A 25772-nucleotide genomic window follows, 5' to 3' on the forward strand; every position below is an offset into this window, starting at 1 on the left:
GTTAATCGAGTGAGATTTGAATCAGGCGTAATTGTTGTTGTAGTGCGAGAAATTTCACGTCGCCTTGTTCAAACTGGTAGTAATAGCGTTTGAGGCAGAATAATGGCGTATGGATAGAATCGAGACAGACACGACGGAAGATACGACTGCGAGTTGAGTCTTGAATTGCGTCTAGTAAATGGAAATAAACCTGACGTAAAAACAGCTCACACAACAATAGATTTTCTTCATCGGCATCGTGTTCATAACAAGAAGACAACACCATTCCCCAATGAATATAGTCATGAATCACGTCTGGCTCAAAGCCATGTGGTGCGGCGAGAAGGAATCTATCTTGGGCTTTAAAAAATGCGTTAAAGATGTCCCGTTTGTTGTCCATAACCACCTCTCATTAAATGTAATGATAATTATTATCAATTAACTTGTGAGTTGGCAACCCTTTTTAGAGTAAGAGGTTGTTGAAGAAAGACTTACGGAAACAAAAGCCGACGCAAAGGCGTCGGCTGAGTAGGAATTCATTTATGCTGAGTGAAACTAAGTCACTGTCGTTTGAATACCGGTGAATTAGCTTGTCGCCGTTATTCAGTAAATAAGGTTTCGTACTTCACAAATGCGGTTTGTGTTTCACCATAATACAGTGTGCCGCCTGATTGAATGACGACTCTTAACCAGCTTTCTGCAGATGCAGGCTTTGGTAAGGTGATGTACCAGCTTTGGCCTGCTTGATCGGCGGGCTTCATATCAATCGGTTGAGCGTTTTTCTCTTTGTCACTCACAATAGAAACTTTAACCCCTTCGAGTGGGTAAGCGGCGTTGAGTGACAATTCTAAGTTATTTTTAGTGAGTTTTTCCGAGCGAAATTTCACTTTAAAATCGCCATTTTCCATATCACAAAGACCACTGGTGTAACGACAATTAGACTTACTCGCGAGTTTGTAAGTTTCTCCTTCTTGCGCCGCGTGGGGCTTCTCGCTGAGGGCCATATCGGTACCGAAGTAAGCGATCAAAGAGAGAACTGGCGCAATCAGTAGAGCGAGAATAAAGTGCTTGTTTTTGAACATCTTGGCTTCCTTGCAACGACATACTGCGAATATGGTAACTGAAAAGTGAGAATAAAAAAGCCCCGGACGGCTGGTTCCAAACGGGGCTTTTGTGGTTTTGATTAGTTTTTAGTGATCCACTGCGCTACCAGCACCTACTGGTACGCGAACGTGTTCGACTAGGTCTTTTACTTCTTGTGGCGTTTCTGCAGTTACTTTGGATACAGCGAATGCAACAATGAAGTTAAATAGTGCGCCGATAGCACCAAACGCGTTTGGCTCAATACCCAGGAACCAGTTTGTTCCCCAGCTTTCTAGATATTTCCAATCAGCAACGAAAAGGATGCCTTTGTGTTGGAATACGTAGAACAGCGTAATACTGATACCTGCAATCATACCGGCGATTGCGCCTTCTTTGTTGATGCTCTTGCTGAAGATGCCCATCATCAATGCAGGGAAGATGGATGAAGCGGCAAGACCAAAGGCGAGTGCTACCGTACCTGCGGCAAATCCAGGCGGATTTAGACCGAGATAGCCTGCGGCTGCTATCGCTACTGCCATTGATATTCGACTAGCAAGTAGCTCTTTTTTCTCGGATATGTTCGGATTGATAACCCCTTTGATTAAGTCATGGGAAATAGCTGAAGAAATGGCGAGTAGTAAACCTGCTGCGGTAGATAGTGCAGCTGCAAGACCACCTGCTGCCACAAGTGCAATCACCCAGTTTGGTAGTTTAGCGATCTCTGGGTTAGCCAATACCATGATGTCGTTATCAACGCGCAGTTCGTTGGTGGACGCATCTGAAGTGTATTGGATATTGCCATCGCCATTTTTATCGTCAAAACCGAGTAGTCCAGTTGTTTCCCAGTTTTTGAACCACGCAGGACGCTCGTCATACGCTAGGTGCTGACCCGGAGCTGGATTTACCGTATTCATTAGGTTGAGACGAGCCATCGCTGATACCGCTGGTGCTGTAGTGTAAAGGATTGCGATGAAGATCAGAGCCCAGCCTGCTGATGTACGTGCGTCGCGAACCTTCGGCACGGTAAAGAAACGGATAATTACGTGTGGTAGACCGGCTGTACCAATCATCAGTGACATGGTGTAGACAAACATATTAAGTGTGTCGCCACGTACTTGGGTCGTGTATTCACTGAATCCGAGTTCGGTCACAACTTGGTCAAGCCGATCGAGTAGATAGACATCGGTACCAGCCATGGTACTCCCCAGACCAATTTGTGGGATTGGGTTACCAGTGAGTTGCAGAGAGATAAAGATTGCAGGGATAGTGTAAGCAAGAATGAGTACGCAATATTGAGCAATCTGCGTGTAAGTGATGCCTTTCATGCCGCCAAGAACCGCGTACATGAAAACGATACACATACCAATTAATAGGCCAGTGGAGTAGTCCACTTCTAAGAAGCGACCAAACGCAACACCTACGCCTTTCATCTGACCGATAACATAAGTCACTGATGCGATGATAAGACAAACAACCGCTACGATACGTGCGGTATTGGAGTAAAAGCGTTCACCAACAAACTCTGGCACCGTAAACTTCCCAAATTTGCGTAGGTAAGGTGCTAGCAACAGCGCAAGCAGAACGTAACCACCAGTCCAACCCATTAGAAATACTGAGCCGCCATAGCCCATGAAGGCAATTAAGCCTGCCATTGAGATAAACGACGCTGCGGACATCCAATCGGCTGCGGTTGCCATACCGTTTGCAATCGGGTTTACACCGCCACCAGCAACATAAAACTCTTTGGTTGAGCCGGCGCGAGCCCAAATAGCAATCCCGATGTACAGGATGAACGTGGCGCCAACGACCAGGTAGGTAATAGTTTTCAAATCCATCTGAGTGACTCCTTATTCGTCCACGCCGAATTCACGGTCAATTTGGCGCATCTTCCATGCGTAATAGAAAATAATTCCTAGGAAGGCATAGATGGAGCCTTGTTGAGCAAACCAGAAACCGAGTTTGTAACCGCCTAGTTGAAATTGATTTAGTACGTCGACAAATAAAATGCCGCAGCCGAAAGACACGACGAACCAGATGACCATTAGGCCGATCATGAGCTTCACGTTTTTGTCCCAATAGGCTTTGGCTCTTTCTTCGCTTTCAAATGCCATTGCCGTCTCCTTACGATTGGTATTGTTGTTAATGAAATGTTTCAGTATGTACATTAGCAAGGTGTTGGCAATAACTCTTTTCAACTTTAGTCGGGGTGTTAAAAATGAAGAACCCCCATATTATGGGCTTTTGCAGCGAACAAAGGGGTAAAACGTTATGTTAATAAACTGTTAAGTTAGCCAAAGGTCTAAAGGTTGATTGGATAAACAGGCATGATTAAGACGGGCCATTAATCTTTTCTTCATTGAACTTGGAGATGCTGTGTAAGTATTGGTGGTGATCTTGTGGCTCTTAAAGAGAGAAGGCGTAGATAAGAAAGCTCACAAGTAATTTATTTACATAAAGTTTTCGCATCAAATCACCGTTTTAACGCACAATAAAGTAATATAACTGAGTCATTCTCGTACAACCTCGCATTTTGAGACGGTGTAAAGGGGAGGCAGATTAGGGCATTACCTCATTAACGAAGTAGCCTTGCTCATCACAATTATTATCGTTTTTCATTAAGGGAGGGTGAGAATGGACGCAGACACCATTAACAGTTTTTTTCTAATAGGTGCGTTGTTAATCGCACTTAGCGTTCTTTTAAGCCCAGTGTCTTCTAAGTTGGGAATCCCAATTCTTTTGGTATTTTTAGCCGTTGGAATGCTAGCGGGGGAAGACGGCTTAGGCGGCATTTTATTCGATAACTTTTCGATCGCTTATTTGGTTAGTAACCTCGCATTAGCCATCATTTTGCTTGATGGTGGGATGAGAACGCGGGTCGCCAGCTTTAGGGTTGCGTTATGGCCCTCGGTCTCTTTGGCGACATTTGGCGTTGCGATCACCACCATTTTAACCGGGCTGATGGCAACGTGGTTATTCGACTTAGATTTATTGCAAGGCATATTGGTTGGTGCGATTGTTGGTTCCACCGATGCTGCCGCGGTCTTCTCTCTACTCAAAGGTCGTAGCCTGAACGAACGTGTTGGTTCAACGCTGGAAATTGAATCCGGCACCAATGACCCAATGGCGGTGTTTCTGACCGTAACTCTGATTGCTATTTTAGCGAACCCTGGCGCAGATTTAAGTGCGGGCTTTTTGGCGTTCAGTTTTCTTAAGCAGTTTGGTATCGGCGCGTTACTTGGCTTCGCTGGTGGCTGGATCTTATGGAAAGTTATCAATCGCAATCAATTACCAGATGGGCTGTATTCTATTTTAACGGTCAGTGGTGGCTTGCTTATTTTTGCTTTATCTAACACTTTGGGTGGCAGTGGTATTTTGTCGATTTACCTCGTTGGTCTTTTATTAGGTAACCGTCCAACACGCAGCCGACACTCTATTCTTCATGTTTTAGATGGTATGACGTGGCTAGCTCAAATTGGTATGTTTTTGGTGCTTGGCTTGTTGGTTACACCATCTAATTTACTCTCTATTGCGTTGCCAGGTCTTGCGCTTGCCTTCGGGATGATTTTGTTTGCCCGACCAATCTCAGTTTGGATTGGTTTACTGCCATTCAAGAGTTTCACGCCACGTGAAAAGTGGTTTGTCTCTTGGGTAGGATTGCGTGGCGCTGTACCTATCATCCTCGCGGTATTTCCAATGATGGCAGGATTGCCAGATGCTCAACTGTACTTCAATTTGGCATTCTTTGTAGTAATGGTGTCTTTGATAGTACAAGGGGGCACGTTGACTAAGGCGATGTCTCTTGCAAAGGTCGAGCTACCTTCTAAGCCTGAGCCAATTTCGCGTACGGGTGTAGAGATTTACCCGACCAGTGAGTGGGAGCTGTTTATCTATAGACTTAAAGCAGATAAATGGTGCATTGGTGAGCCATTACGTAGTCTTTCGATGCCGGAAGGAACGCGTATCGCCGCTGTATTTCGCAGTAAAGAGCTATTGCACCCATCCGGCAGTACGCGTCTTGAGGAAGATGATACCTTGTGTGTATTAGCACAAGAAAAAGATTTAGATGCACTGAGCTTACTGTTTAGTGAAGCCCCAGAGAAAGCGTCGCTAGCGCGATTCTTCGGTGACTTCTTCCTCGATATTGAAGTGAAGCTTGCCGATATTGCCGTGATGTATGGTTTGAATCTGGGGGATGAACCGCTGGATAAAAGTTTGAGAAACCTTGTCGAAGAGCAATTAGGTAGCACGCCAGTATTGGGAGACCATTTCGAGTGGCAAGGTTTGCATTGGATCGTCGCTGATGTTGTTGATCAGCAGGTCACTAAAGTCGGTATCCGATTGCCAAACGAAAAAAGTAAGTCTGACGATAAGACGTCAATCTAGTCGCTCATTTCCGTCAGCATAATCACGGCTTGCGTGCGGTTCTTTACACCGAGCTTACGGAAAATCGCTGTCATGTGCGCTTTTATGGTGGCTTCTGAAACATTCAATTCGTAAGCGATTTGCTTGTTCAGCAAGCCATCGGACAACATTCCCAACACTTTATATTGCTGTGGTGTTAGCGCAGCAATCTTTTCCGCTAAGTCATTACATGCCGCGTTATTGGTGATCAGCCCTTCAGGGAAATATGGGTCGCCATTCAGCACTTGATTGAGTGCGTTCACTAATTCGCGCATGTCGCTGGACTTGGGAATAAAACCAAATGCACCATGGCTTTTCACCTGCGTCACGATCGCCGGCTCTTCACTCGCTGAAACGACGACGATAGGTAAATCTGGATGCTCTGCTCGCAAATGAATCAAGCCAGACATACCATTTGCTCCTGGCATTTTGAGGTCCAATAGCACTAAATCTGGCTCTTCCTCTCGCTCCAACAAAGCCAGAAGTGCGTCGAGTGAGTCCGCTTCCAGCAAATTTGCACCACTAATAGCCATGTGGATAGATTGAAACAAGGCATTCCGGAAGAGTGGGTGATCATCTGCAATAATGATGGTGTAGGTCGAATCCATGACGTTAAACACTTTTGACTATTTCGTTAAATTTATTATTGTCCAGCTTTGAGAGAGTGGACAATATTTATTCGCTAAAAGTCTGAACCAAATCGACTTTTATTAGGAAAATTGCATATAAACGCAATGTTCTTATTCAAATCTGAGCAATAAAAAACGCCAGTGGACATCACTGGCGTTTGAATATCTGGTTATCAGAACTGCTTGATATGCTCTAAGAAAGGCTCAGCTTGCATAAAGCCCGTCAAACGAGCGTTTGAAACGTGTTCGCCACTGGCATCCCAAAACTCAATTGTTGGTAAACCAAGTACATTCATGTGCTTCAGTAGTTCGATGTCTTGCACTTGGTTTTTGGTCACGTCCGCTTGCAGAAGAACGAAGTCTTGCAGTTTTGCTTCGACGCTTGGGTCATGGAAGGTGTACTTTTCAAACTCTTTACATGCTACACACCAATCGGCGTAGAAATCGAGCATGACGGGTTTACCTGCCGCTTTCGCAAGTGCCAGTTGTTCTTCAAGCTCCGCCACGTTAGCAATGCGAGTAAAGCTAACAGTGGCTTGCTGAGTTTGTGTTGTGCTGTTGCCAAACCAGTAATTTAAGATAGGTTGTGCTGCGGCTAGCAAACCTAAGACGGCGATTATGCCCACGGCACTTTGTTTCCAGCCACCAAACTCTAGACTGTTTTTGATGTGGTATAGCCAACCAAAAGCAGCAATACCCAATGCTGACCACAGAATCGTTGACCACATTTCTGGCATGATGCGTTCTAGTAAGAAGATAGGTGCGGCAAGCAGAATAAAGCCGAACAGCGTTTTCACGCGGTCCATCCAACCGCCGGCTTTTGGTAGCAACTTGTTGCCAAATACCGCTACAAGGATCAGCGGAATACCCATGCCCATCGCTAGCGCGTAAAGGGCGACCCCACCGGTGAGTAAGTCGCCACTTTGTGCTACGTAAAGTAGCGCACCAGATAGAGGTGCCGTGGTACATGGTGAGCACACCAAGCCAGATATTGCCCCCATTGCAAACACGCCAGCACTGCTGCCGCCTTGCTGTTTGTTGCTGAGGTTGTTTAACCACGTTTGAACGCTGCTTGGTAGCTGTAATGAGTACAGACCAAACATAGACAAAGCGAGTGCGATGAACAGTACGCTCAAGCCAATCAGCACATAAGGGTGTTGCATTGCCGCTTGGAACTGCATACCTGCAGATGCCACCACAAGGCCGAGTAGGGTGTAAGTCAGCGCCATGCCTTGTACATAGACAAACGACAAGCCTAGCGCACGGCGCTGACTCAGTTTGCCACTGCCAAGCACGATGCTGGTCAGAATTGGGTACATCGGCAGCACACAAGGTGTAAACGCCAAGCCCACACCAAGCGCCAAGAACAGAAGTGGTGTCCACCAGTTATCAGCAAGGTTGGCTGCAAGGCTATCTTGCTGTGTTACTGGCGCTGATGATGTGTCATCAGACGTAGATGATTGCGCCGCTGGTGGCGTTGCTGTTGGTGCCTGTTCTGCTTTTGATGCAGTTGTCGCCGTTGTTGAATCTGAGTTCGACGAAGTAAACGCGTTGATAGGAATCACGCGAGTTTCTGGCGGGTAACAGAAACCTGCTTTCGCACAACCTTGGTATTGCACGACTACGCGAGCACCGTCTTGCCAATCATGCATTGGTACATTAACGAAGAGAGGTTGAGTATAGATATGCACGTCACCAAAGAATTCATCTTTATGCGGTGTGCCGTCTTCCATTTGCAGTTCGCCTAGCGATACTTTCTCACCAGCTACAGACAAGCGCTCTTGATATAGGTAGTACCCGTCACGTACCTGCCAATCGAGCATCAATTTGTCATCTTGCTGGTAGAAGTTAAATGGAAACGCCTGATCAACAGGAACAAAACTGTCGCTGCTGGTACCAAAACTGTTGTTCTGACTACTGTTAAACTGGTCTTTGCCAAATAAAGCTAAAGACGGAGTGGAAAAGGTAATGAGCCCTAAGAGTAAAACGGAAAGTAATGCGCGCATAAAAGAGTCAATTCATCTTAGATAATTGCCGTTAGTGTAACTCAATCAGACCCGGAGGCGAGTCAATAAGTTTCATGAAAATGAAGATTTATTGAGCATAAATCAAGACAACAGGCAATAAAAAAGGGAGCCGAAGCTCCCCGAGTAAGACTCTGTTTCTACTAGATCAGTAGACCACCGAATGCGAAGCCAAGTGCTACCGCAGAAGCGATGGTTACCACACCAGGTACAAAGAATGGGTGGTTGAATACGTACTTACCGATACGAGTTGAACCCGTGTCATCCATCTCAACCGCGGCAAGTAGCGTTGGGTAAGTTGGCAGTACGAATAGCGCACTTACTGCTGCGAAAGATGCAACTGCGGTAAGTGGTGCCACACCGATTGCTAGTGCTGCTGGCATCAGCGCAACAGTAGTTGCACCTTGCGAGTAAAGCAGCATTGAAGCGAAGAATAGAACAAGTGCTAGCATCCATGGGTAGTCTGCTAGTAGCGCACCAGCCACTTCTTTGATGCCGTCAACGTGCGCGTTAACGAACGTAGAACCTAGCCATGCCACACCAAGAACACACACACACGCTGTCATACCAGAGCGGAATGTTGCTGCGGCTGGGATTTTGCCAGCATCGATTTTACAGCTCATTACGATAGCTGCCGCAGCTGCTAGCATTACCGTCATGATAGCTTCGTTACGACCTAGAGCAGGGTTCTCGATAAGGCCAACAGAGCCAGAAATTGCTGCTGCGTAACACACGACAAATGCGATTGCGCCTAGGAAGATGAATGTTGCTTTCTTCGCTGTTGGTAGGATTTCGCGTTTTGCTTCTGTATTTAGCTTGATTAAGCCTTTTTCTAGACGCTCTTGGTATTCAGCATCGTCTTTTAGCTCACAGCCCATGAAGTTCGCCACGAACGCACCGATCATGCACGCGATGAACGTCGTTGGGATACAGATTGCTAGTAGTGTTAGGTAGTCAACGCCAAATGGGTGCAGCATTGCCGCGAACGCTACAACAGCCGCTGAGATTGGTGATGCGGTGATAGCGATTTGCGATGCTACGACCGCGATAGACAGTGGACGAGAAGGGCGCACGCCTTGGCCTTTCGCTACTTCTGCAATCACTGGCAAAGTAGAGAATGCCGTGTGGCCAGTACCCGCCATTAATGTCATTAGGTAAGTTACGATAGGCGCATAAAAGGTGATGCGCTCAGGATGCTTGCGCAAAAAGTTTTCAGCAACTTGCACCATCCAGTCTAAACCACCAGCTACTTGCATTGCTGCGATAGCGGTGATTACAGACATGATGATCAAAATTACGTCAACGGGAATGTAAGCTTGGCTTGTTGGTACGCCCAAGATCAAAGACAACGCAATGACCCCAGCACCACCGGCAAAACCAATGCCGATACCACCGATTCTTGCCCCCAAATAGATGAAGAGCAGAACCACGAAGAGTTCGACCATGACCATATTGATACCTCTTTAGTTTTTTATTTGATTCTGATTTTTTGAACACTCAGGAACAGGAGTAAATGCTCAGAGAATGAGAACCTAGTGGCTTAGCGGCAATAAAAGCATATAAAAAATGTGGTTAACCGTATGAGAGCCTAAAAAAGGGGCCTGAGTGGCCCCCTTCGGATTCGTTATTACTCGTAACGTTTTGCTTTGTAAGTAGGATGCATGAAGTTTTCTACTGACAAGATTTCATCAAGCTCCTCTGCTGTAAGCAGACCGCGCTCTAGCACGACTTCACGAACACTCTTACCAGTTTCTGCACAAATCTTACCTACGATGTCACCTTCGTGGTGGCCGATGTATGGGTTTAGGTAAGTGACGATACCGATAGAGTTGTAAACGTAGTTTTCGCAAACTTCTTTGTTCACAGTGATGCCGTCGATACATTTATCGCGTAGGTTCACACACGCGTTGTGTAGTAGAGAGATAGACTCAAACACACTTTGTGCGATCACAGGTTCCATTACGTTTAGCTGTAGCTGACCGCCTTCTGCTGCGAAAGAAACCGTGTTGTCGTTACCGAGAACTTTGAAGCAAACTTGGTTTACTACTTCTGGGATAACTGGGTTTACTTTAGCTGGCATGATTGAAGAGCCTGCTTGCATTTCAGGTAGGTTCAATTCATTTAGACCCGCACGAGGACCAGAAGAAAGTAGACGAAGGTCGTTACAGATCTTCGATAGTTTCACTGCTAGGCGTTTTAGCGCGCCGTGAGTCATTACGTATGCACCACAGTCAGACGTTGCTTCGATAAGGTCTTCTGCTGCAACAACGTCAAGGCCTGTTACTTCCGCTAGGTGTTTTACTGCAAGTGCTTGGTAGCCAGTTGGTGTATTTAGACCAGTACCGATTGCGGTTGCGCCTAGGTTGATTTCTAGGAGGAGTTTAGATGTGTAATCTAGAGCACGAATCTCTTCGTTTAGTGTTACCGCCCACGCATGGAACTCTTGACCTACTGTCATTGGTACTGCGTCTTGAAGCTGAGTACGGCCCATTTTCAGTACATCTTTAAACTCAACGGCTTTAAGTTCGAATGCGCCTTTTAGGTACTCAATTGCTTCCATTAGCTTATGTACGCTGTTGTATACCGCAATACGGAAACCTGTTGGGTACGCACAGTTGGTTGATTGGCTCTTGTTTACATGGTCATTTGGGTTAACAAATTCGTATTGGCCTTTCTCTTTACCCATCAACTCAAGCGCAACGTTTGCGATCACTTCGTTCGTGTTCATGTTAACTGAAGTGCCTGCACCGCCTTGGAATACGTCTGATGGGAACTGATCCATACACTTGCCAGTTTCTAGGATCAAATCACACGCTTCGATGATGTAGTTTGCAACGTCTTTTGGAATAGCGCCAAGTTCTTTGTTTGCTAACGCTGCTGCTTTTTTGGTCATTACCATGCCGCGTACAAATTCTGGTACGTCAGAGATGGTCATATTGGAGATGTTGAAGTTCTCGATCGCACGTAGCGTATGAATACCGTAGTACGCATCTGCAGGGACATGACGTTGACCTAATAGATCTTCTTCAATACGAGTGGCTGGGTTTGCTGTTTTTGGAGCATCAGATAGGGTAGCCATAGCAGGATCCTTAGATGATAATTCTGATAATAAAGTTATTTATTAGCCATTTCTGCAATCTAGAATCCATTCATCAGAATTTTTGGCTGGAAAATCCGTCCTGACTTATGTGGCACATGATACTGCACCTAGCGCATAAAAATAGTAACTAGATCACCTTTTTCGTTTTTCATGAGTCAATAATTTGCAAAGTATGAACGGGTTATTAATAACCCTTTATGGGTACTCGATTTTCCTCGACAAACATGAGTTTTTAGAGTTCGAAATTAGCACTTTAAAAGCACGAAAAAATCGGTATGCAATTGAATGAAACGTGCTCCTGCTACTTTGTCTAAAAGAGAAGGAGACCAGTATGAACACGCTTTTTTACAACGATTCGTTTGAGCTTAGTCTGCTTTTACCATTACACTGAATTAAACAAAGGAGGGCGTGTGTTTCCTATCTTATTATTAGCGTTTATTTTTGTTCCGATCATTGAAATCGGCTTATTTATTCAGGTGGGCGGCTTTTTAGGTTTATGGCCGACCATTGCACTAGTCTTAATCACGGCATTTGTCGGTGCATCGTTGGTTCGTAGCCAAGGTATCCAAACACTGATGTCAGTACAGGGGCGTCTTGAACAAGGTGAAATTCCAGCCCAGCAAATTTTTGAAGGCGTAATGCTCGCTGTGGCTGGCGTGCTACTGTTAACCCCTGGCTTTATGACCGATGCCCTTGGTATGTTGGTGTTGCTTCCTGCGCCACGCGCCGCGATAGCTAAATACTTGATGAGCAAAATGGTGGTGAAAACCATGCATGGCGGTGGCTTCCAAGGTGGTTTCTCTAACCAGGGGCCATTTGAGCAAGACCCGTTCCGTCGTGACCCATTTGATTCCCAGTCAGATAATGGCAATACCTTCGAAGGGGAATACGAGCGTAAAGACGATGATGATCGCAACAAGCTCAACTGATTGAGTTAGTCAGTAAAGAAAACAAAAGGGCGCACCAAGCGCCCTTTTCTGTATTTGGAATTCGTGCTGCTTACAATGCGCCTTCAAAGCCCATTTGACGCCATGCTTCAAAAGCAATGATCGCAACGGCATTCGAAAGGTTTAGGCTGCGCGCATCTGGCATCATTGGAATGCGAATACGCTGCTCCATTGGCAAGCTATCGATGATTTCAGCAGGCAAACCACGAGTTTCTGGACCAAACATCAAAACATCACCCGTTTGGTATTGTGCATCAACGTGGTGGCCTGTGGTTTTGGTGGTGCAGGCAAACAATCGGTAGTTACCTTGCTTCTCTTTCTCTAAATATTCTAAGAACGCTTGATAGTTTTTATGACGCGTTACGCGAGCTAAATCATGGTAATCCAAACCAGCGCGGCGGACTTTTTTCTCTTCAAGATCGAAACCCAGAGGTTCAATTAAGTGAAGGTTTGCACCGCAGTTGGCGCATAGTCGAATGATGTTGCCGGTGTTCGGCGCGATTTCTGGTTCGTATAAAGCGATATCAAACATGGTATTGAAATAGAGTTGGTCAAAGAGAGGGGCAGTATATACCCAAGTCACCGAGATATGCGAGATTCAGCAAGATTGACCTGGGTATGAAAGCAGGCATTAGCGCGGATGTTAATACCGTAAGTAGCGATGTTCTTTATAAGAGAGCGTGAGCATAGTTTTCTTCAACTGCCCGCCAGTTGACGACGTTCCACCACGCATCAATATATTCTGGGCGACGGTTTTGGTAACAGATGTAATACGCGTGCTCCCACACGTCTAATGCGAGGATTGGTTCACCGCGTACATCCACTACGTCCATCAGAGGGTTATCTTGATTGCTGGTGGACGTAATGTGAATCTCACCATCTTTTACGATCAGCCATGCAAAGCCAGACCCAAAGGTATTGATGGCAGCTTGGGCAAACGCCTCTTTAAATTGCGCAAAGCTACCAAATTTATCGTTAATTGCTTGAGCAAGCGCGCCTTGAGGCTCTCCGCCACCGTTTGGTGACATGCAATTCCAATAAATGATGTGGTTGTAATAGCCGCCACCATTATTACGTACTGCTGGACTGAGCTTAGAGATATTGTCAAAGATCTCGTCTAATGACTGAGTTTCGAGCTCGCTCCCTTCAACGGCATTTACAAACTTATCAAAGTACGTCTTGTGGTGTTTGCTGTAATGCACTTCCATGGTTTTCGCGTCGATGTACGGCTCTAGTGAATCGTACGGGTAAGGCAGAGCGGGAAATGTATGTGACATAGTAAATCCTCCTTAATTGGAAAATTTACTTTAATGCTAACGATAATTATTATCAACTTTGATCTTTGTAAGGGTATTCTAAGAAGCCTCACCAATTTCTAAAGTGAGGGTGGGGCTGTGAATCACTCACTCTAGAAATATGGTGCGAATTATTGTTAGTTCATCAAATTGAGACTAACAATTGATCGGTAAGGTGATACTCATGCGCAATCCGCCTAAAGGACTTCGGCTGGCTGCGATCGTGCCACTGTGCTGGCGAATGGCACTTTCGGTAATGGTTAGGCCGAGACCTGTGCCGCCAGAGTGGCGATCGCGTGCCGTGGAAACGCGATAGAACGGGCGAAAAATTGCGGCCAGTTCCTCTTCTGGTACACCTTCTCCATTATCGTCAACCGTGATACGAAGCGTATCGTCATCGGCCTTGATGTCGATTTGTACCTCATCTTTTCCGTAGTAAATGGCGTTACGAACGATATTTTCCACCGCACTCATCAGCAGTTTAGGGTTACCGGAAATATTGCGCTTAGGTAATTCTGAATAGTGTAGCTGTTTGCCCATTTGCTCTGCTTCAAACTGCGCATCTTTAATGATTTCTTCCCATAAACTTTCTAGTGGCTGTGTTTCGCGAGTCATATGACTGTTCGCCTGCATGCGAGAAAGCTCTAATAGTTCGCTGATCATCTGTTCCAAGCGCTGCGCTTCGGTATCGATACGAGTCAGTTCTGGGCTTTCGCCTTGTTTACGCGTCGCTAATGCGCTTGCCATGCGCAGACGAGTTAAAGGTGAGCGCAGCTCGTGAGAGATATCGGATAGCAAACGTTGTTGTCCTGAAATCATTTGATTAACCGCTTCGACCATCTGGTTGAAGCTGCTGCCTGCTTGACGAAATTCCGCCGTACCTTTTTCTAAATTTGGGTCTGTGACAAATTCACCTTTCGCTACACGTTGAGCAGCGGCTTCAAGACGACGTGCAGGCTGACTCAAAGCCCAAGCAAGCCATAACAGCAATGGTGTACTAACCAACATGACCGCAAGCAAGAGCTGGAATGGGTGATCAAACAGACGCAGGAGTAGAGGTGGTGGCTCATTCCATTTGAAGCCCACGTACATCAAGATATCGGAACCTGCCAAAGTAATAGGAATTGGGCCCGCAATCATGTATCGACCATACAGCTTCTGCTTTGGATTATTGTAATCTTCGATACTGGTGACAAAGTTTTGCATGGCACGCAATTGAAAATTGCTGCGTTTTTCTGTCGTAAGAACATTACCGCTGTAGTCAGAAAAAAAGACTCGTGGGCGAGGGTCGTGCTTGCCGTGACGGTTGCCCTCGATACGAAAAAGTATGCGGCCTAAATCTGTTTGCTGGCTGTATTTTTGTTGGATTGAGTCACGCGTTTCTACCATACGTTTGTAGTGTTCTTCTGGAATATCGCGAGCTTTGCGTGGGTCCAAATGTGGCAGTGATAGCACGGCTATCAATACTAATAACATGGTGAACCAAAAAATGGCAAAGATGCGTCCATACAGGCTATTGATGTTTGGCAGTTTGATGCGTGATAGGCGCATTAATCCTCCTCAAGCAGCATGTAGCCACGACCACGCAGGGTTTTGATTCGCGGCTTGCCATTGCTTTGATCTGGTAATTTTTTACGTAAGTTCGAGACATGCATATCGATAGCGCGATCAAAAGCAGCGAGTCGTTTACCAAGCACATCTAAGCTCAGTGTCTCTTTGGTCAGCACTTGTCCTGGGTTTTGTACGAAGTGGGTGAGTAGCGCAAACTCGGTTGCTGTGAGATCGAGTAACTGTTGCTCACAATACGCTTCTTGCTTACCGGGATAGAGGCGGATTTCTTGATACTCAATGCAATCGCTGTTTTTGGTATTTTTTTGTGTGCTGCTAGTGCGGCGTAAAATCGCGCGGATTCGCGCTAACAGCTCTCGGTCACTAAAAGGTTTTGGTAAATAATCATCCGCGCCCAGTTCCAAGCCGATCACGCGATCAATTTCTTCCCCTTTAGCGGTCAGCATCAAGACGGGAGTTTCCCAATTTTCACGTAAGCGTTTCAGCGTTTCCATGCCATTGAGTTTTGGCATCATGACATCCAACAAAATCAAATCAATCTTATCATTGAGCGCGGCTAAGCCGGCTTCACCGTCATTTGCTTCGCTGACGTCAAACCCTTCGAAACTGAGTACTTCTTTTAATAAGCTGGTTAGCTCGATATCGTCATCGATTAAAAGAATGTTTGCCATGGGGGCACCTATAGTAAGTTACCGATAGCCTAATATTACATTGGAATGATGCGCAACGAAGAGGAGAAAAATCACTCTTTACGATTCTTTACGCTCCCTATACGTCGCTTTACCTAGCGGGTCGTATTCTATACTCAAGCGCTGTGAGAACAGCTCAGAAGAACCACTCACCTGTGTAAGGAATCGTATTATGAAGTCTGCAAAAAAACTTGTGTTAGCTGCTGTTGTTCTACCTCTTACTCTTGGCGCCGCAAGCGCATTCGCTTACGGTGGTAAAAACCATCATAAAGGTCCTCGTGACGAATGCGGCATGGGTATGGACCGAGGTGTCATGCGTCAACTAGACCTGACTGATGCACAAAAAGATCAGCTAAAAGAAATGCGTGAAGCAAACAAAGCAGAAATGAAAGCAAAATTCGCTGATGGCAAAGAAGCACGTATGGCTGAGCGTCAAGCGCATCACGCAAAAGTACAATCGCTTTTGCTGGCGGATAACTTTGATGAAGCTCAAGCTAGCGAATTAGCAAAAGAGATGGTTGAGCGCCAAACGGAACGTCGCGTGCAAATGCTAGAAAGAAAGCACCAAATGCTTAGCGTATTAACACCTGAGCAGAAAGCGAAATTTGTTGAGCTACAAAATGAACGTATGCAAGAGTGTGGCGACAGAATGCACAAGCGCATGGAAAAGTCGCGCAATAATTAAGTCATGAATTGATGTTATATAAAGAGGCAGCCATTGGTTGCCTCTTTTTGATCTGGTTATTTCATGGTCATTCAATATACTCAACGTATGGTTTTAGTTAACTCTTTGATTATGAAACAGCAATACGCACGTTTAGTTACGACCGCCGCTTGGACTGCAACCATTGTGGCGACGCTTCTTCTGATAGTAAAAGTCATCACGTGGTGGGTAACCGGCTCAGTGAGCTTATTGGCGTCATTGATTGACTCCATGTTAGATATCGCGGCTTCGGTTGTGAATCTTGTGGTGGTTCGTTACGCCTTACAACCGGCAGACCGCGAACATACGTTTGGACATGGTAAAGCTGAGTCCTTAGCGGCCCTAGCCCAAGCAATGTTTATTTCGGGCTCGGCAGTATTTTTGATTCTTAACGGGATTGACCGATTTTTCCGCCCACATGCTTTACACGCACCGGAGTTAGGTGTGTATGTATCGCTGTTTGCGATTGTGGTCACACTTGGCTTGGTGATGTTCCAAAAACATGTGGTTCGCGTGACGGGGAGCCAAGCAATAGCGGCGGATTCTCTGCATTATCAGACTGACTTGTATATGAATGCTGCGATCATGGTTGCTCTGGGGCTCAGTTATTTTGGAGTGACTCAAGCGGATGCTGTGTTTGCGATTGGTATTGGTGTCTTCATTCTTTATAGCGCTTTCAAAATGGTCAGCGAAGCGATTCAAACCTTACTTGATAGAAAGTTGCCCGATGAAGAGCTTGAGCAAATTAACCAAGCTTGTTTGAGCGTAAAAGGGGTATTGGGCGTGCATCAGTTACGCACGCGAATGTCCGGACCGACGCGCTTTATACAGTTGCATTTAGAGCTAGACGATAACTTACGATTAATTGAGGCGCATTACATTGCTGATAAAGTGGAAGATAATTTATTGGCTCTGTTTCCTGATGCGGACGTACTGATCCATCAAGATCCATTGTCTGTCGTTTTCGGACCTGAGAAAGAGCAGAAAGCGCAAGATTGGTAGGCTTGAAAAATCCATCAGTGCCCGACGACAAACAGGTACTTATTGACTATCTTTCCATCAATACTTATTAAGATTCGTGATCCTGATATGAATCAACAAAGTTTCATAGAGAAACTGTAATACTCTTACATAAGTAGAAAAGTTACATAAAAAAGTGCGTTTTCATTGGTAATCCTGTAGAGGAAATGTAACATAACGCACAGTTCTGGATTATGCAGGTTGCTTGGTAACAAGGGGCCTAAAAGAAAATTAAATAATTGATTGCCAAAGATCGAGGGTGAGCATGATTAAGAAGATCGGTGTTTTAACAAGTGGCGGTGACGCACCTGGTATGAACGCTGCGATACGCGGCGTAGTACGTACAGCACTATCCGAAGGATTGGAAGTATTCGGTGTGTACGACGGCTACCTAGGCCTATACGAAGGCCGCATCGAGAAGCTAGATCGTTCTAGCGTTTCAGATGTGATCAACAAAGGTGGTACGTTCCTAGGTTCTGCACGTTTCCCTGAATTTAAACAAGTGGAAGTTCGTGAAAAAGCGATTGAGAACCTTAAAAAACATGGTATCGATGCACTAGTGGTAATCGGTGGTGATGGTTCGTACATGGGTGCGAAGAAACTGACTGAAATGGGTTACCCATGTATCGGTCTTCCGGGCACAATCGACAACGATATCGCAGGTACGGATTACACTGTGGGCTACCTAAGTGCACTAAACACCGTTATCGATGCAATCGATCGTCTACGTGATACTTCTTCATCTCACCAACGTATTTCAATTGTAGAAATCATGGGCCGTCACTGTGGTGATTTGACTCTGATGTCTGCAATTGCGGGCGGTTGTGAATACATCATCACTCCGGAAACTGGTTTAGACAAAGACAAGCTGATCAGCAACATCCAAGATGGTATCGCTAAAGGTAAGAAACACGCGATCATCGCGCTTACTGAGCTAATGATGGATGCTAATGAACTAGCACGTGACATCGAAGCCGCGACAGGTCGTGAAACTCGTGCAACAGTACTTGGTCACATCCAACGTGGTGGTCGTCCAACTGCATTTGACCGCGTACTAGCATCTCGTATGGGTAACTACGCTGTTCACCTATTGATCGAAGGTCATGGTGGTCGTTGTGTAGGTATCGTGAAAGAGCAACTTGTTCACCACGATATCATCGACGCAATCGAAAACATGAAGCGTCCAGTACGCAACGATCTATACAAAGTTGCTGAAGAACTGTTCTAAGTAAGCTTGAAATAGATAAACAAAACCGCGGCTTTCCGCGGTTTTTTTTGTATTTGAGAATCAACAAAAAAGAAACTAGCGATAGACGAGTGCTAAGACACGCTGCTCTGCTCTATGAGCGTTAATTTTCGCTCGCGCAGCGCAAACAAGTAGCCCAGTAGCCCACCCAACGTATTTCCAACCGCGACACCGATAAACAAGCCTTCAATGCTGTAGATTTGGCTCCCGATCCACGCCGATGGCAAGGTAAAAATGAACAGCCGCATAAAGCTCCACTGGAATGCACGCAATGGCTTGTGCATCGCATTCAAACCACTGACTAACATCATTACGATGCCTTGGAAGCCATAACTAAATGGCACCACCAGTAAATAATGCCAAAGCAGGTTTTTCACTGCATCTTCCTGAGAAAATAGCGCAGCCAGAGGAATGCTCAGCGGTACCATCATCAAGAAGATAAACCCTTGGAATACCACTGCAAAACGCATGCTAATAAATAAACCGGAAAAGGCTCGTTGCGGTTGTTTGGCTCCTAAATTTTGTGCCATAAACGGTGTGAGGGCAGAGGTCAGCGACATCAATACTAAAATCAATATAGACTCAATACGCTGCGCTGCGCCGTAAGCAGCAACCGCCGCTGTACCATGGTTGGATAACAGCATCATCAGAATGGCACCGGACAACGGATTCATCGCGTTTGATAGCGCTGCAGGGGTACCAATTTTTAGTGTCTGTTGCCAGTCTTGTTTCAGCAAAGCCCATTGGGGTTGAGCAAGCAATTTTTCCCGTTTAATTAGCACATAGAATGAGCCACACAAAGCACCTAACCAGCTAAAGGCACTTGCTATGGCTGCGCCTTGAATGCCAAGTTCCGGAAAAGGGCCATAACCGAAAATCAACAATGGATCGAGCATGCCATTAATCAAACCAGCCAACATCATGACTTTTGCTGGTGTTTTTGTGTCGCCAGTAGCTCGGATAGCACTGTTGCCCGCCATTGGGATCACTAGCAGAGGAATGGTGAGATACCAGACCTGCATATATTGCTCAATAAGAGGGATGAGATCATCAGACGCACCAAGAAAACGAAACAATGGCGCAATGGTGGTAAAGCCAATAGAAGACGCGATAGCCACAAGTAACACGGCTAACAACAAACCGTGAGTGGTGAACCGAGCAGCTTGTGGTGCATGACCTTGCCCAAGCAAGCGACCAATATTGGTCGCTAGTCCCATCCCAATCCCCATCGTAATGCAGTTAACCGCAAAGGTTACAGGGAAGGTATAGCTGATAGCTGCTAGCGCTTGAGTGCCAAGCAACGAGATAAAAAACGTGTCCACCAAGTTAAACATCAAAATTGCGATCATGCCCATGGTCATGGGTACGGTCATTTTCCGCAGCGTTTCAGGAATGGGTGCGGTCAACAAACCATGCTTATCGGTTGCTTGGGGTTCCAGCTTGTTATTTTCCTGCATGTGTGACAACTATCTGGTGAGCAAACTGCAAGGATACAAGAAAGCGAGATGCCGAGCGAGTGAGCATTTCTAACGCAAACCGTTGCCTAGTTGTTCGTTATTTTAACTAAGTCACAAAAATTTTGTGCCACCCCCTTGGGATCGCTGCTTCGACCCCTTATATAGGGATCACGTGTCTGGGGCTACAGTCCCTAAGGACAATTATCAAATAAACATGGAAATTTTCAGGAGAGACGACCGATGAACATTCGTCCATTACATGACCGAGTTATCGTTGAACGTAAAGAAGTTGAATCTAAGTCTGCTGGTGGCATCGTTCTGACTGGTTCTGCTGCAGAAAAATCGACTCGCGGTGTTGTTCTAGCTGTGGGTAAAGGCCGCATCCTAGAAAACGGCACCGTACTGCCACTAGACGTTAAAGTCGGTGATACCGTTATCTTCGCTGAAGGTTACGGTACAAAAACTGAAAAAATCGACGGTAAAGAAGTGCTTGTCATGTCTGAAAACGACATCATGGCGATCGTTGAATAATAGCAATCATTGAGTAATTTTTTGCTCAGATTCAATTACGAAATTACACACAAAGAATTTTAGAAAGGAAATCAAAGATGGCTGCTAAAGACGTTAAATTTGGTAATGACGCACGAGTTAAAATGCTGGAAGGTGTAAACGTTCTGGCTGACGCAGTAAAAGTAACACTGGGTCCTAAAGGACGTAATGTCGTTCTAGACAAATCTTTTGGTGCACCGACTATCACTAAAGATGGTGTATCAGTAGCGCGTGAAATCGAGCTGGAAGATAAATTCCAGAACATGGGCGCACAAATGGTTAAAGAAGTTGCGTCTAAAGCAAACGACGCAGCGGGTGACGGTACAACAACAGCAACGGTACTAGCACAATCTATCGTTAACGAAGGTCTAAAAGCAGTCGCAGCGGGCATGAACCCAATGGATCTTAAGCGTGGTATCGACAAAGCTGTTGCCGCGGCAGTTGAGCAACTAAAAGAGCTTTCTGTTGAATGTAACGACACAAAAGCGATCGCGCAGGTTGGTACTATCTCTGCAAACTCAGACGCAAGCGTAGGTAATATCATTGCAGAAGCAATGGAGCGTGTGGGTCGTGATGGCGTTATCACGGTTGAAGAAGGTCAGGCGCTACAAGACGAGTTAGACGTAGTAGAAGGTATGCAGTTCGACCGCGGTTACCTGTCTCCTTACTTCATCAACAACCAAGAATCAGGCAGTGTTGATCTAGAAAACCCATTCATTCTTCTAGTAGACAAGAAGATCTCAAACATTCGTGAGCTTCTTCCAACGCTAGAAGCTGTCGCGAAAGCATCTCGTCCACTGCTTATCATTGCAGAAGATGTAGAAGGCGAAGCGCTAGCAACATTGGTTGTGAACAACATGCGTGGCATCGTAAAAGTTGCAGCTGTGAAAGCACCTGGCTTCGGTGACCGTCGTAAAGCAATGCTACAAGACATCGCTATCCTAACTGGCGGTACTGTGATTTCTGAAGAGATCGGTCTAGAGCTAGAAAAAGTTGCACTAGAAGATCTAGGTCAAGCGAAGCGTGTTTCTATCACGAAAGAAAACACGACTATCATCGATGGTATCGGTGAAGAAGAGATGATCTCTGGCCGTGTTGCTCAGATTCGTCAACAAATCGAAGACGCAACTTCAGACTACGACAAAGAGAAACTACAAGAGCGCGTAGCTAAACTGGCTGGCGGTGTTGCAGTAATCAAAGTTGGTGCTGCGACTGAAGTTGAAATGAAAGAGAAGAAAGACCGTGTAGAAGATGCGCTAGCCGCAACTCGCGCAGCGGTTGAAGAAGGTGTTGTTGCTGGTGGTGGTGTTGCACTTATCCGCGCGGCATCTAAGATTGCTCACCTAACGGGTGACAACGAAGAACAAAACGTTGGTATCCGCGTTGCACTACGTGCAATGGAAGCGCCAATCCGTCAAATCACGAAGAACGCAGGTGAGGAAGACTCAGTTGTTGCGAACAACGTGAAAGCGGGTGAAGGTAGCTACGGCTACAACGCGGCAACAGGCGAATACGGCGACATGCTAGAAATGGGTATCCTAGATCCAACTAAAGTTACTCGTTCTGCACTACAATTCGCAGCATCGGTTGCAGGTCTGATGATCACTACTGAAGCGATGGTTACTGACCTACCGCAAAAAGACGCGCCAGCGATGCCTGACATGGGCGGCATGGGTGGCATGGGCGGTATGGGCGGCATGATGTAAGCCAGCTTATCTCATCGCTCTAAGGGAGCCCTTATAGCGGAAAGATAACCGACCAAACCTTTAAAAGTCGAGGCAGATGCCTCGACTTTTTTTATGCGTGTCACCTGAGAAACATGACGTTCTGGAGTGGCTTATCATGAGATTTTTGAGCGTAAAAAGCGCCATTTCAGAAGCAAAAAATCGAAGAGAAATATTTTTTCTTTTGAGTCAGATGGTTAAATCTGACCTATTGCTAACACTTTTTGAACGGGGACAGAGCAAAATCTGAACATTACACTATGTTGTAAATTGTTGCTTCCCATCATGGAGATGAAAATGAAAAAGCTTATGACGTCATTGGCGGTTGCAGCCGCTATCGCATCACCTGTTGCTTTTGCCGACAGTACACCTGTGATGTTCTCTACTATCGATAACACAAACGCACCCTCTAATTCTTCAGTAGGTGGCGTTCGTTTAGCTGTGCTGCATGGGCAGGTAAATGAGGTTAAAGGTGTCGACTTTTCACTGCTTGGTATGTCAGAAACGGATCGTACGACAGGTGTGAACTTCGGTCTGTTTTTTGGCGCAGCAAAAGTAAATCAAGAAATGAAAGGCGCGTCTTTAGGCTTAGTTAACTGGAACCAAGGTCAGACGACGGGTGTTAACTTGGGTGCTGTTAACATTACGAACAACGTAAAAGGCTTGAACTGGAGCGCGGTGAACTATTCTGAAGGCTACACCATGGCGGATGTGGGCTTAGCGAGTATCTCTAAGAAGTCTAATTTCCAGTTTGGTTTCTTCAACATGACCGATCAAATCGATGGCGTGCAAATTGGTCTTTTGAACTGTGCGGATAACGGTTTCTTCAAGTGTTTCCCACTCATCAACTTTGCTAAGTAATCCCTGAGAAAGTCAGAATCTTTATATACAGAAAGCCCTCGATGTTCGTCGAGGGCTTTTTAATTACAGATGGGATGAAGCGAGTTTCTCGGATCGTTAACTATTTAATTAATCGTGATGAAGTTTTGCGTTGTTGAATTCTTTGATGAACACCGCGGCGTAATGCTTTGATGTGGTTTTCTGCTTTATCCACACCTAACAACACGGTTAATGTCAGGAGAGTAATAACCACCGACTGCGTTAAATAACCCAAACCTATCATCAAACCTAAACCTGCTAGCACCCATATTACAGCCGCGGATGTTACGCCATGGATTTTTCCATCAAGTGTCATCATAACGCCAGCGCCTAAGAAGCCGACGCCAGTAATGATCTGACCAAGCACTCGTGCTTGATCAAGTGTATTTGGCGATAACGACACTGCCATCGACATAAACAGGTAGGTGCCTGAAATAATTAATATTGCTGTGCGAATGCCAACCGGTTTACCACGAGTTTGGCGCTCTATACCGATCATGAGCCCATTAATGGCGCAGCATAGTAGGGCAGGCCAACTGAATGGGCCAAGATCGAAAATTTGTTCGAATGCTGTATGCATCTTGACCTCCAAAAGTGCGGAGTATGCATAGACTTACCGTGCAAAGCGAACAAAAATAATCAATCTAGACGACAAATTTAATTGAGTGTCAGAGCTTATTCTAAATGCAAATCCAAAGGCGTTTTACTTGGCCTGCCACCAATTTCTCGTGTGAGTTTTGGTACCAGATAACCCGATACACGCGTGATGAGTCCGCGCATAATAGCTTTCGCTTCTTCGTCCGAAATAAAGTAGTGCGCTGCGCCTTGCACCTTATCAAGAACGTGGAGGTAATAAGGCAAGATACCCGCGTCAAATAAGGCCTCACTTAACGTCACTTGAGCTTCTACCGAATCATTCACGCCTTTCAGCAGAACGCCTTGGTTTAGAAGCGTAACGCCCGCTCTTTTGAGCTTGAACATCTGTTCAGCAAATTCGTCATTGATTTCGTTGGCATGGTTGATGTGAGTGACGAGGATGATTTGTAACCTTGATGCTTGCAGAAGTTGGCATAGTTCATCAGTGACTCGAGCTGGAATCACCACAGGTAAACGGCTATGAATACGCAGACGTTTGATGTGAGGAATATGAGCAATGTGCTCTAAAAGCCAATGAATCTCATCGTCTTTTGCCATTAATGGATCACCACCTGAGAAGATGACTTCGTTCAACTCTGGTTGTTGTGCCATGTACTCTAAGCACTTGGTCCAGGCTTGTTTCCCGCTTTTGTTCTCTTGATAAGGGAAGTGACGACGAAAACAGTAACGGCAATTTACCGCGCAGCCACCTTTGACAATCATCAGGGCGCGGTTGCGATACTTGTGTAGCAGGCCAGGGACTTCATTGTCCTGCTCTTCCAATGGATCATTGGAGTAACCCGGATGCACCTCAAATTCGTCGCTCAGTGGTAAAACCTGACGTAGAAGAGGGTCTTTAGGGTTGCCTTTCTCCATCCTATCGACAAAACTTTGCGGTACACGCTGTGCAAACAGCTTGCGCGCGGCAAACCCGTCTTGCCACGGTGAAGGATCAATTTCCAGTATTTCGAGCAATTTTGCAGGATCAGAGATCCCATTCGCCAACTGTTTGAGCCAGTTTTGCTCAACAGATTCGACTTTTCGGGTTATTATGTGCGGCATTGAATTTAGCTCTAAGAATGTAAGAGGAAAAAATGGCTACAGTTAGCACCAATGAATTTAAAGGCGGTCTTAAGTTAATGCTTGATAACGAGCCTTGTGTAATTCTGGAAAACGAATACGTTAAACCAGGTAAAGGCCAAGCGTTCAACCGTGTTAAAATTCGTAAACTTCTTTCTGGTAAAGTGCTAGAGAAAACATTCAAGTCTGGTGACACTTGTGAAGTGGCAGACGTAATGGATATCGACCTAGATTATCTATATTCAGACGGCGAATTCTACCACTTTATGAACAGTGAAACGTTTGAACAGATCGCAGCAGATGCAAAAGCGGTAGGTGAAAACGCTAAGTGGTTGGTAGAAAACAACACTTGTATGATCACTCTTTGGAACGGTAACCCAATTACTGTTACTCCACCAAACTTCGTTGAGCTAGAAGTTGTAGACACAGATCCAGGCCTGAAAGGTGATACTCAAGGTACTGGCGGTAAACCAGCGACGCTATCAACTGGCGCTGTTGTTCGTGTTCCTCTGTTCATCTCAATTGGTGAAGTGATTCGTGTAGATACTCGTACTGCTGAATACGTAGGTCGTGTGAAGTAAGCACTTTATATGATTATTAGAAAGGTCGCTTCGGCGGCCTTTTTTATTGCCTGTGATTCTTCTCTTTTAATCCCTCTGCGTAAAACATCGATATCCTCCGCAAATTTTTGATGATTTTGTATTATTCGTAAAAATCTTATTTATTCCATGAATCTGTCGATTATTCCTTAATGTAACATTT

24 protein-coding genes are annotated in these 25772 nt (G+C 45.6%); 9 read left to right on the forward strand and 15 right to left on the reverse strand.

Annotated elements, in window-relative coordinates; all coding sequences use genetic code 11:
• Position 1: 1 nt before the first annotated feature.
• The 4 genes from R7P67_RS17460 to R7P67_RS17475 form a co-directional block, all read right to left on the reverse strand.
• Entirely contained in the window at positions 2 to 379 is a 378-nt protein-coding gene (locus R7P67_RS17460) for a hypothetical protein (RefSeq protein WP_005382370.1), read from the reverse strand.
• 199 nt (positions 380 to 578) lie between these two features.
• Positions 579 to 1061 (reverse strand): hypothetical protein, encoded by a 483-nt coding sequence (locus R7P67_RS17465; protein ID WP_005382371.1) that lies wholly within the window; start codon positions 1059 to 1061, stop codon positions 579 to 581.
• A gap of 108 nt (positions 1062 to 1169) precedes the next feature.
• The gene (locus R7P67_RS17470) at positions 1170 to 2897 is read right to left on the reverse strand and encodes a sodium:solute symporter family protein (RefSeq protein WP_005382372.1); all 1728 of its coding nucleotides are present in this window, start codon (positions 2895 to 2897) and stop codon (positions 1170 to 1172) included.
• Between the two features lie 12 nt (positions 2898 to 2909).
• Complete coding sequence (locus R7P67_RS17475) at positions 2910 to 3173, reverse strand: DUF4212 domain-containing protein (protein ID WP_005382373.1); 264 nt, start codon at positions 3171 to 3173, stop codon at positions 2910 to 2912.
• A gap of 520 nt (positions 3174 to 3693) precedes the next feature.
• Here R7P67_RS17475 and R7P67_RS17480 point away from each other — a divergent pair.
• Positions 3694 to 5445, forward strand: coding sequence for a potassium/proton antiporter (locus R7P67_RS17480; protein ID WP_005382374.1), 1752 nt, complete (start codon positions 3694 to 3696; stop codon positions 5443 to 5445).
• On the opposite strand, the gene R7P67_RS17485 is transcribed toward R7P67_RS17480, so the two are convergent.
• From R7P67_RS17485 to aspA, 4 genes are all read right to left on the reverse strand, one after another.
• Complete coding sequence (locus R7P67_RS17485) at positions 5442 to 6071, reverse strand: response regulator (RefSeq protein WP_005382375.1); 630 nt, start codon at positions 6069 to 6071, stop codon at positions 5442 to 5444. The two genes, R7P67_RS17480 and R7P67_RS17485, sit on opposite strands and share 4 nt — an antisense overlap.
• Before the next feature lie 194 nt (positions 6072 to 6265).
• Positions 6266 to 8098: a protein-disulfide reductase DsbD gene (locus tag R7P67_RS17490; RefSeq protein ID WP_176311192.1), complete on the reverse strand. Its 1833-nt coding sequence runs from the start codon at positions 8096 to 8098 to the stop codon at positions 6266 to 6268.
• Positions 8099 to 8259: 161 nt separating this feature from the next.
• Positions 8260 to 9567 (reverse strand): anaerobic C4-dicarboxylate transporter, encoded by a 1308-nt coding sequence (locus tag R7P67_RS17495; RefSeq protein WP_005382378.1) that lies wholly within the window; start codon positions 9565 to 9567, stop codon positions 8260 to 8262.
• Between the two features lie 176 nt (positions 9568 to 9743).
• Complete coding sequence (aspA, locus tag R7P67_RS17500; protein ID WP_005382379.1) at positions 9744 to 11195, reverse strand: aspartate ammonia-lyase; 1452 nt, start codon at positions 11193 to 11195, stop codon at positions 9744 to 9746.
• 431 nt (positions 11196 to 11626) lie between these two features.
• On the opposite strand from aspA, the gene R7P67_RS17505 reads away from it, so the two are divergent.
• Complete coding sequence (locus R7P67_RS17505) at positions 11627 to 12145, forward strand: FxsA family protein (protein ID WP_033907286.1); 519 nt, start codon at positions 11627 to 11629, stop codon at positions 12143 to 12145.
• Positions 12146 to 12215: 70 nt separating this feature from the next.
• Here R7P67_RS17505 and trmL read toward each other — a convergent pair whose 3' ends face one another.
• The 4 genes from trmL to R7P67_RS17525 form a co-directional block, all read right to left on the reverse strand.
• Positions 12216 to 12695 carry a tRNA (uridine(34)/cytosine(34)/5-carboxymethylaminomethyluridine(34)-2'-O)-methyltransferase TrmL gene (gene trmL / locus R7P67_RS17510; RefSeq protein ID WP_025768811.1) on the reverse strand — a complete coding sequence of 160 codons (480 nt, stop codon included), beginning with the start codon at positions 12693 to 12695 and terminating at the stop codon, positions 12216 to 12218.
• A gap of 136 nt (positions 12696 to 12831) precedes the next feature.
• Positions 12832 to 13440, reverse strand: coding sequence for a superoxide dismutase (locus R7P67_RS17515; RefSeq protein ID WP_033907285.1), 609 nt, complete (start codon positions 13438 to 13440; stop codon positions 12832 to 12834).
• Positions 13441 to 13614: 174 nt separating this feature from the next.
• The gene (gene cpxA, locus R7P67_RS17520; protein WP_005382383.1) at positions 13615 to 15009 is read right to left on the reverse strand and encodes an envelope stress sensor histidine kinase CpxA; all 1395 of its coding nucleotides are present in this window, start codon (positions 15007 to 15009) and stop codon (positions 13615 to 13617) included.
• The gene (locus R7P67_RS17525) at positions 15009 to 15698 is read right to left on the reverse strand and encodes a response regulator (RefSeq protein WP_213886885.1); all 690 of its coding nucleotides are present in this window, start codon (positions 15696 to 15698) and stop codon (positions 15009 to 15011) included. Before R7P67_RS17525 ends, cpxA begins: the two co-directional genes overlap by 1 nt.
• Positions 15699 to 15888: 190 nt before the next feature.
• Between R7P67_RS17525 and R7P67_RS17530 the strand changes: the two genes are divergently transcribed.
• The 3 genes from R7P67_RS17530 (at position 15889) to pfkA (ending at position 18667) form a co-directional block, all read left to right on the forward strand.
• Positions 15889 to 16401, forward strand: a complete 513-nt coding sequence (locus R7P67_RS17530; RefSeq protein ID WP_005386388.1) for a CpxP family protein — start codon at positions 15889 to 15891, stop codon at positions 16399 to 16401.
• Between the two features lie 111 nt (positions 16402 to 16512).
• A complete protein-coding gene (gene fieF, locus R7P67_RS17535) occupies positions 16513 to 17421 on the forward strand; it encodes a CDF family cation-efflux transporter FieF (protein WP_025768809.1) in 909 nt (302 codons plus the stop codon).
• Positions 17422 to 17704: 283 nt separating this feature from the next.
• Entirely contained in the window at positions 17705 to 18667 is a 963-nt protein-coding gene (gene pfkA, locus R7P67_RS17540; protein WP_005381521.1) for a 6-phosphofructokinase, read from the forward strand.
• 92 nt (positions 18668 to 18759) lie between these two features.
• Here pfkA and R7P67_RS17545 read toward each other — a convergent pair whose 3' ends face one another.
• Positions 18760 to 20142 (reverse strand): MATE family efflux transporter, encoded by a 1383-nt coding sequence (locus R7P67_RS17545; RefSeq protein ID WP_318086027.1) that lies wholly within the window; start codon positions 20140 to 20142, stop codon positions 18760 to 18762.
• 240 nt (positions 20143 to 20382) lie between these two features.
• Here R7P67_RS17545 and R7P67_RS17550 point away from each other — a divergent pair, with 240 nt between their 5' ends.
• From R7P67_RS17550 to R7P67_RS17560, 3 genes are all read left to right on the forward strand, one after another.
• Positions 20383 to 20673, forward strand: coding sequence for a co-chaperone GroES (locus R7P67_RS17550; RefSeq protein ID WP_005381516.1), 291 nt, complete (start codon positions 20383 to 20385; stop codon positions 20671 to 20673).
• A gap of 77 nt (positions 20674 to 20750) precedes the next feature.
• Complete coding sequence (gene groL / locus R7P67_RS17555; RefSeq protein WP_005381509.1) at positions 20751 to 22397, forward strand: chaperonin GroEL; 1647 nt, start codon at positions 20751 to 20753, stop codon at positions 22395 to 22397.
• A 315-nt stretch (positions 22398 to 22712) separates the two neighbouring features.
• Positions 22713 to 23276 carry a VC2662 family protein gene (locus R7P67_RS17560; protein ID WP_005381507.1) on the forward strand — a complete coding sequence of 188 codons (564 nt, stop codon included), beginning with the start codon at positions 22713 to 22715 and terminating at the stop codon, positions 23274 to 23276.
• A gap of 100 nt (positions 23277 to 23376) precedes the next feature.
• Here the strand turns inward: R7P67_RS17560 and R7P67_RS17565 are convergent, their stop codons facing one another.
• Both R7P67_RS17565 and epmB read right to left on the reverse strand, forming a co-directional pair.
• Positions 23377 to 23874, reverse strand: a complete 498-nt coding sequence (locus R7P67_RS17565; protein WP_005381504.1) for an MgtC/SapB family protein — start codon at positions 23872 to 23874, stop codon at positions 23377 to 23379.
• A 95-nt stretch (positions 23875 to 23969) separates the two neighbouring features.
• On the reverse strand, positions 23970 to 24992 hold the full coding sequence (gene epmB, locus R7P67_RS17570; RefSeq protein WP_033907283.1) for an EF-P beta-lysylation protein EpmB: 1023 nt from the start codon (positions 24990 to 24992) through the stop codon (positions 23970 to 23972).
• Positions 24993 to 25024: 32 nt separating this feature from the next.
• Between epmB and efp the strand changes: the two genes are divergently transcribed.
• Positions 25025 to 25591, forward strand: coding sequence for an elongation factor P (gene efp / locus R7P67_RS17575; RefSeq protein ID WP_005381500.1), 567 nt, complete (start codon positions 25025 to 25027; stop codon positions 25589 to 25591).
• The last annotated feature ends 181 nt before the right edge of the window (positions 25592 to 25772 follow it).

The sequence above is a fragment of the Vibrio sp. Vb0937 genome, assembly GCF_033338855.1.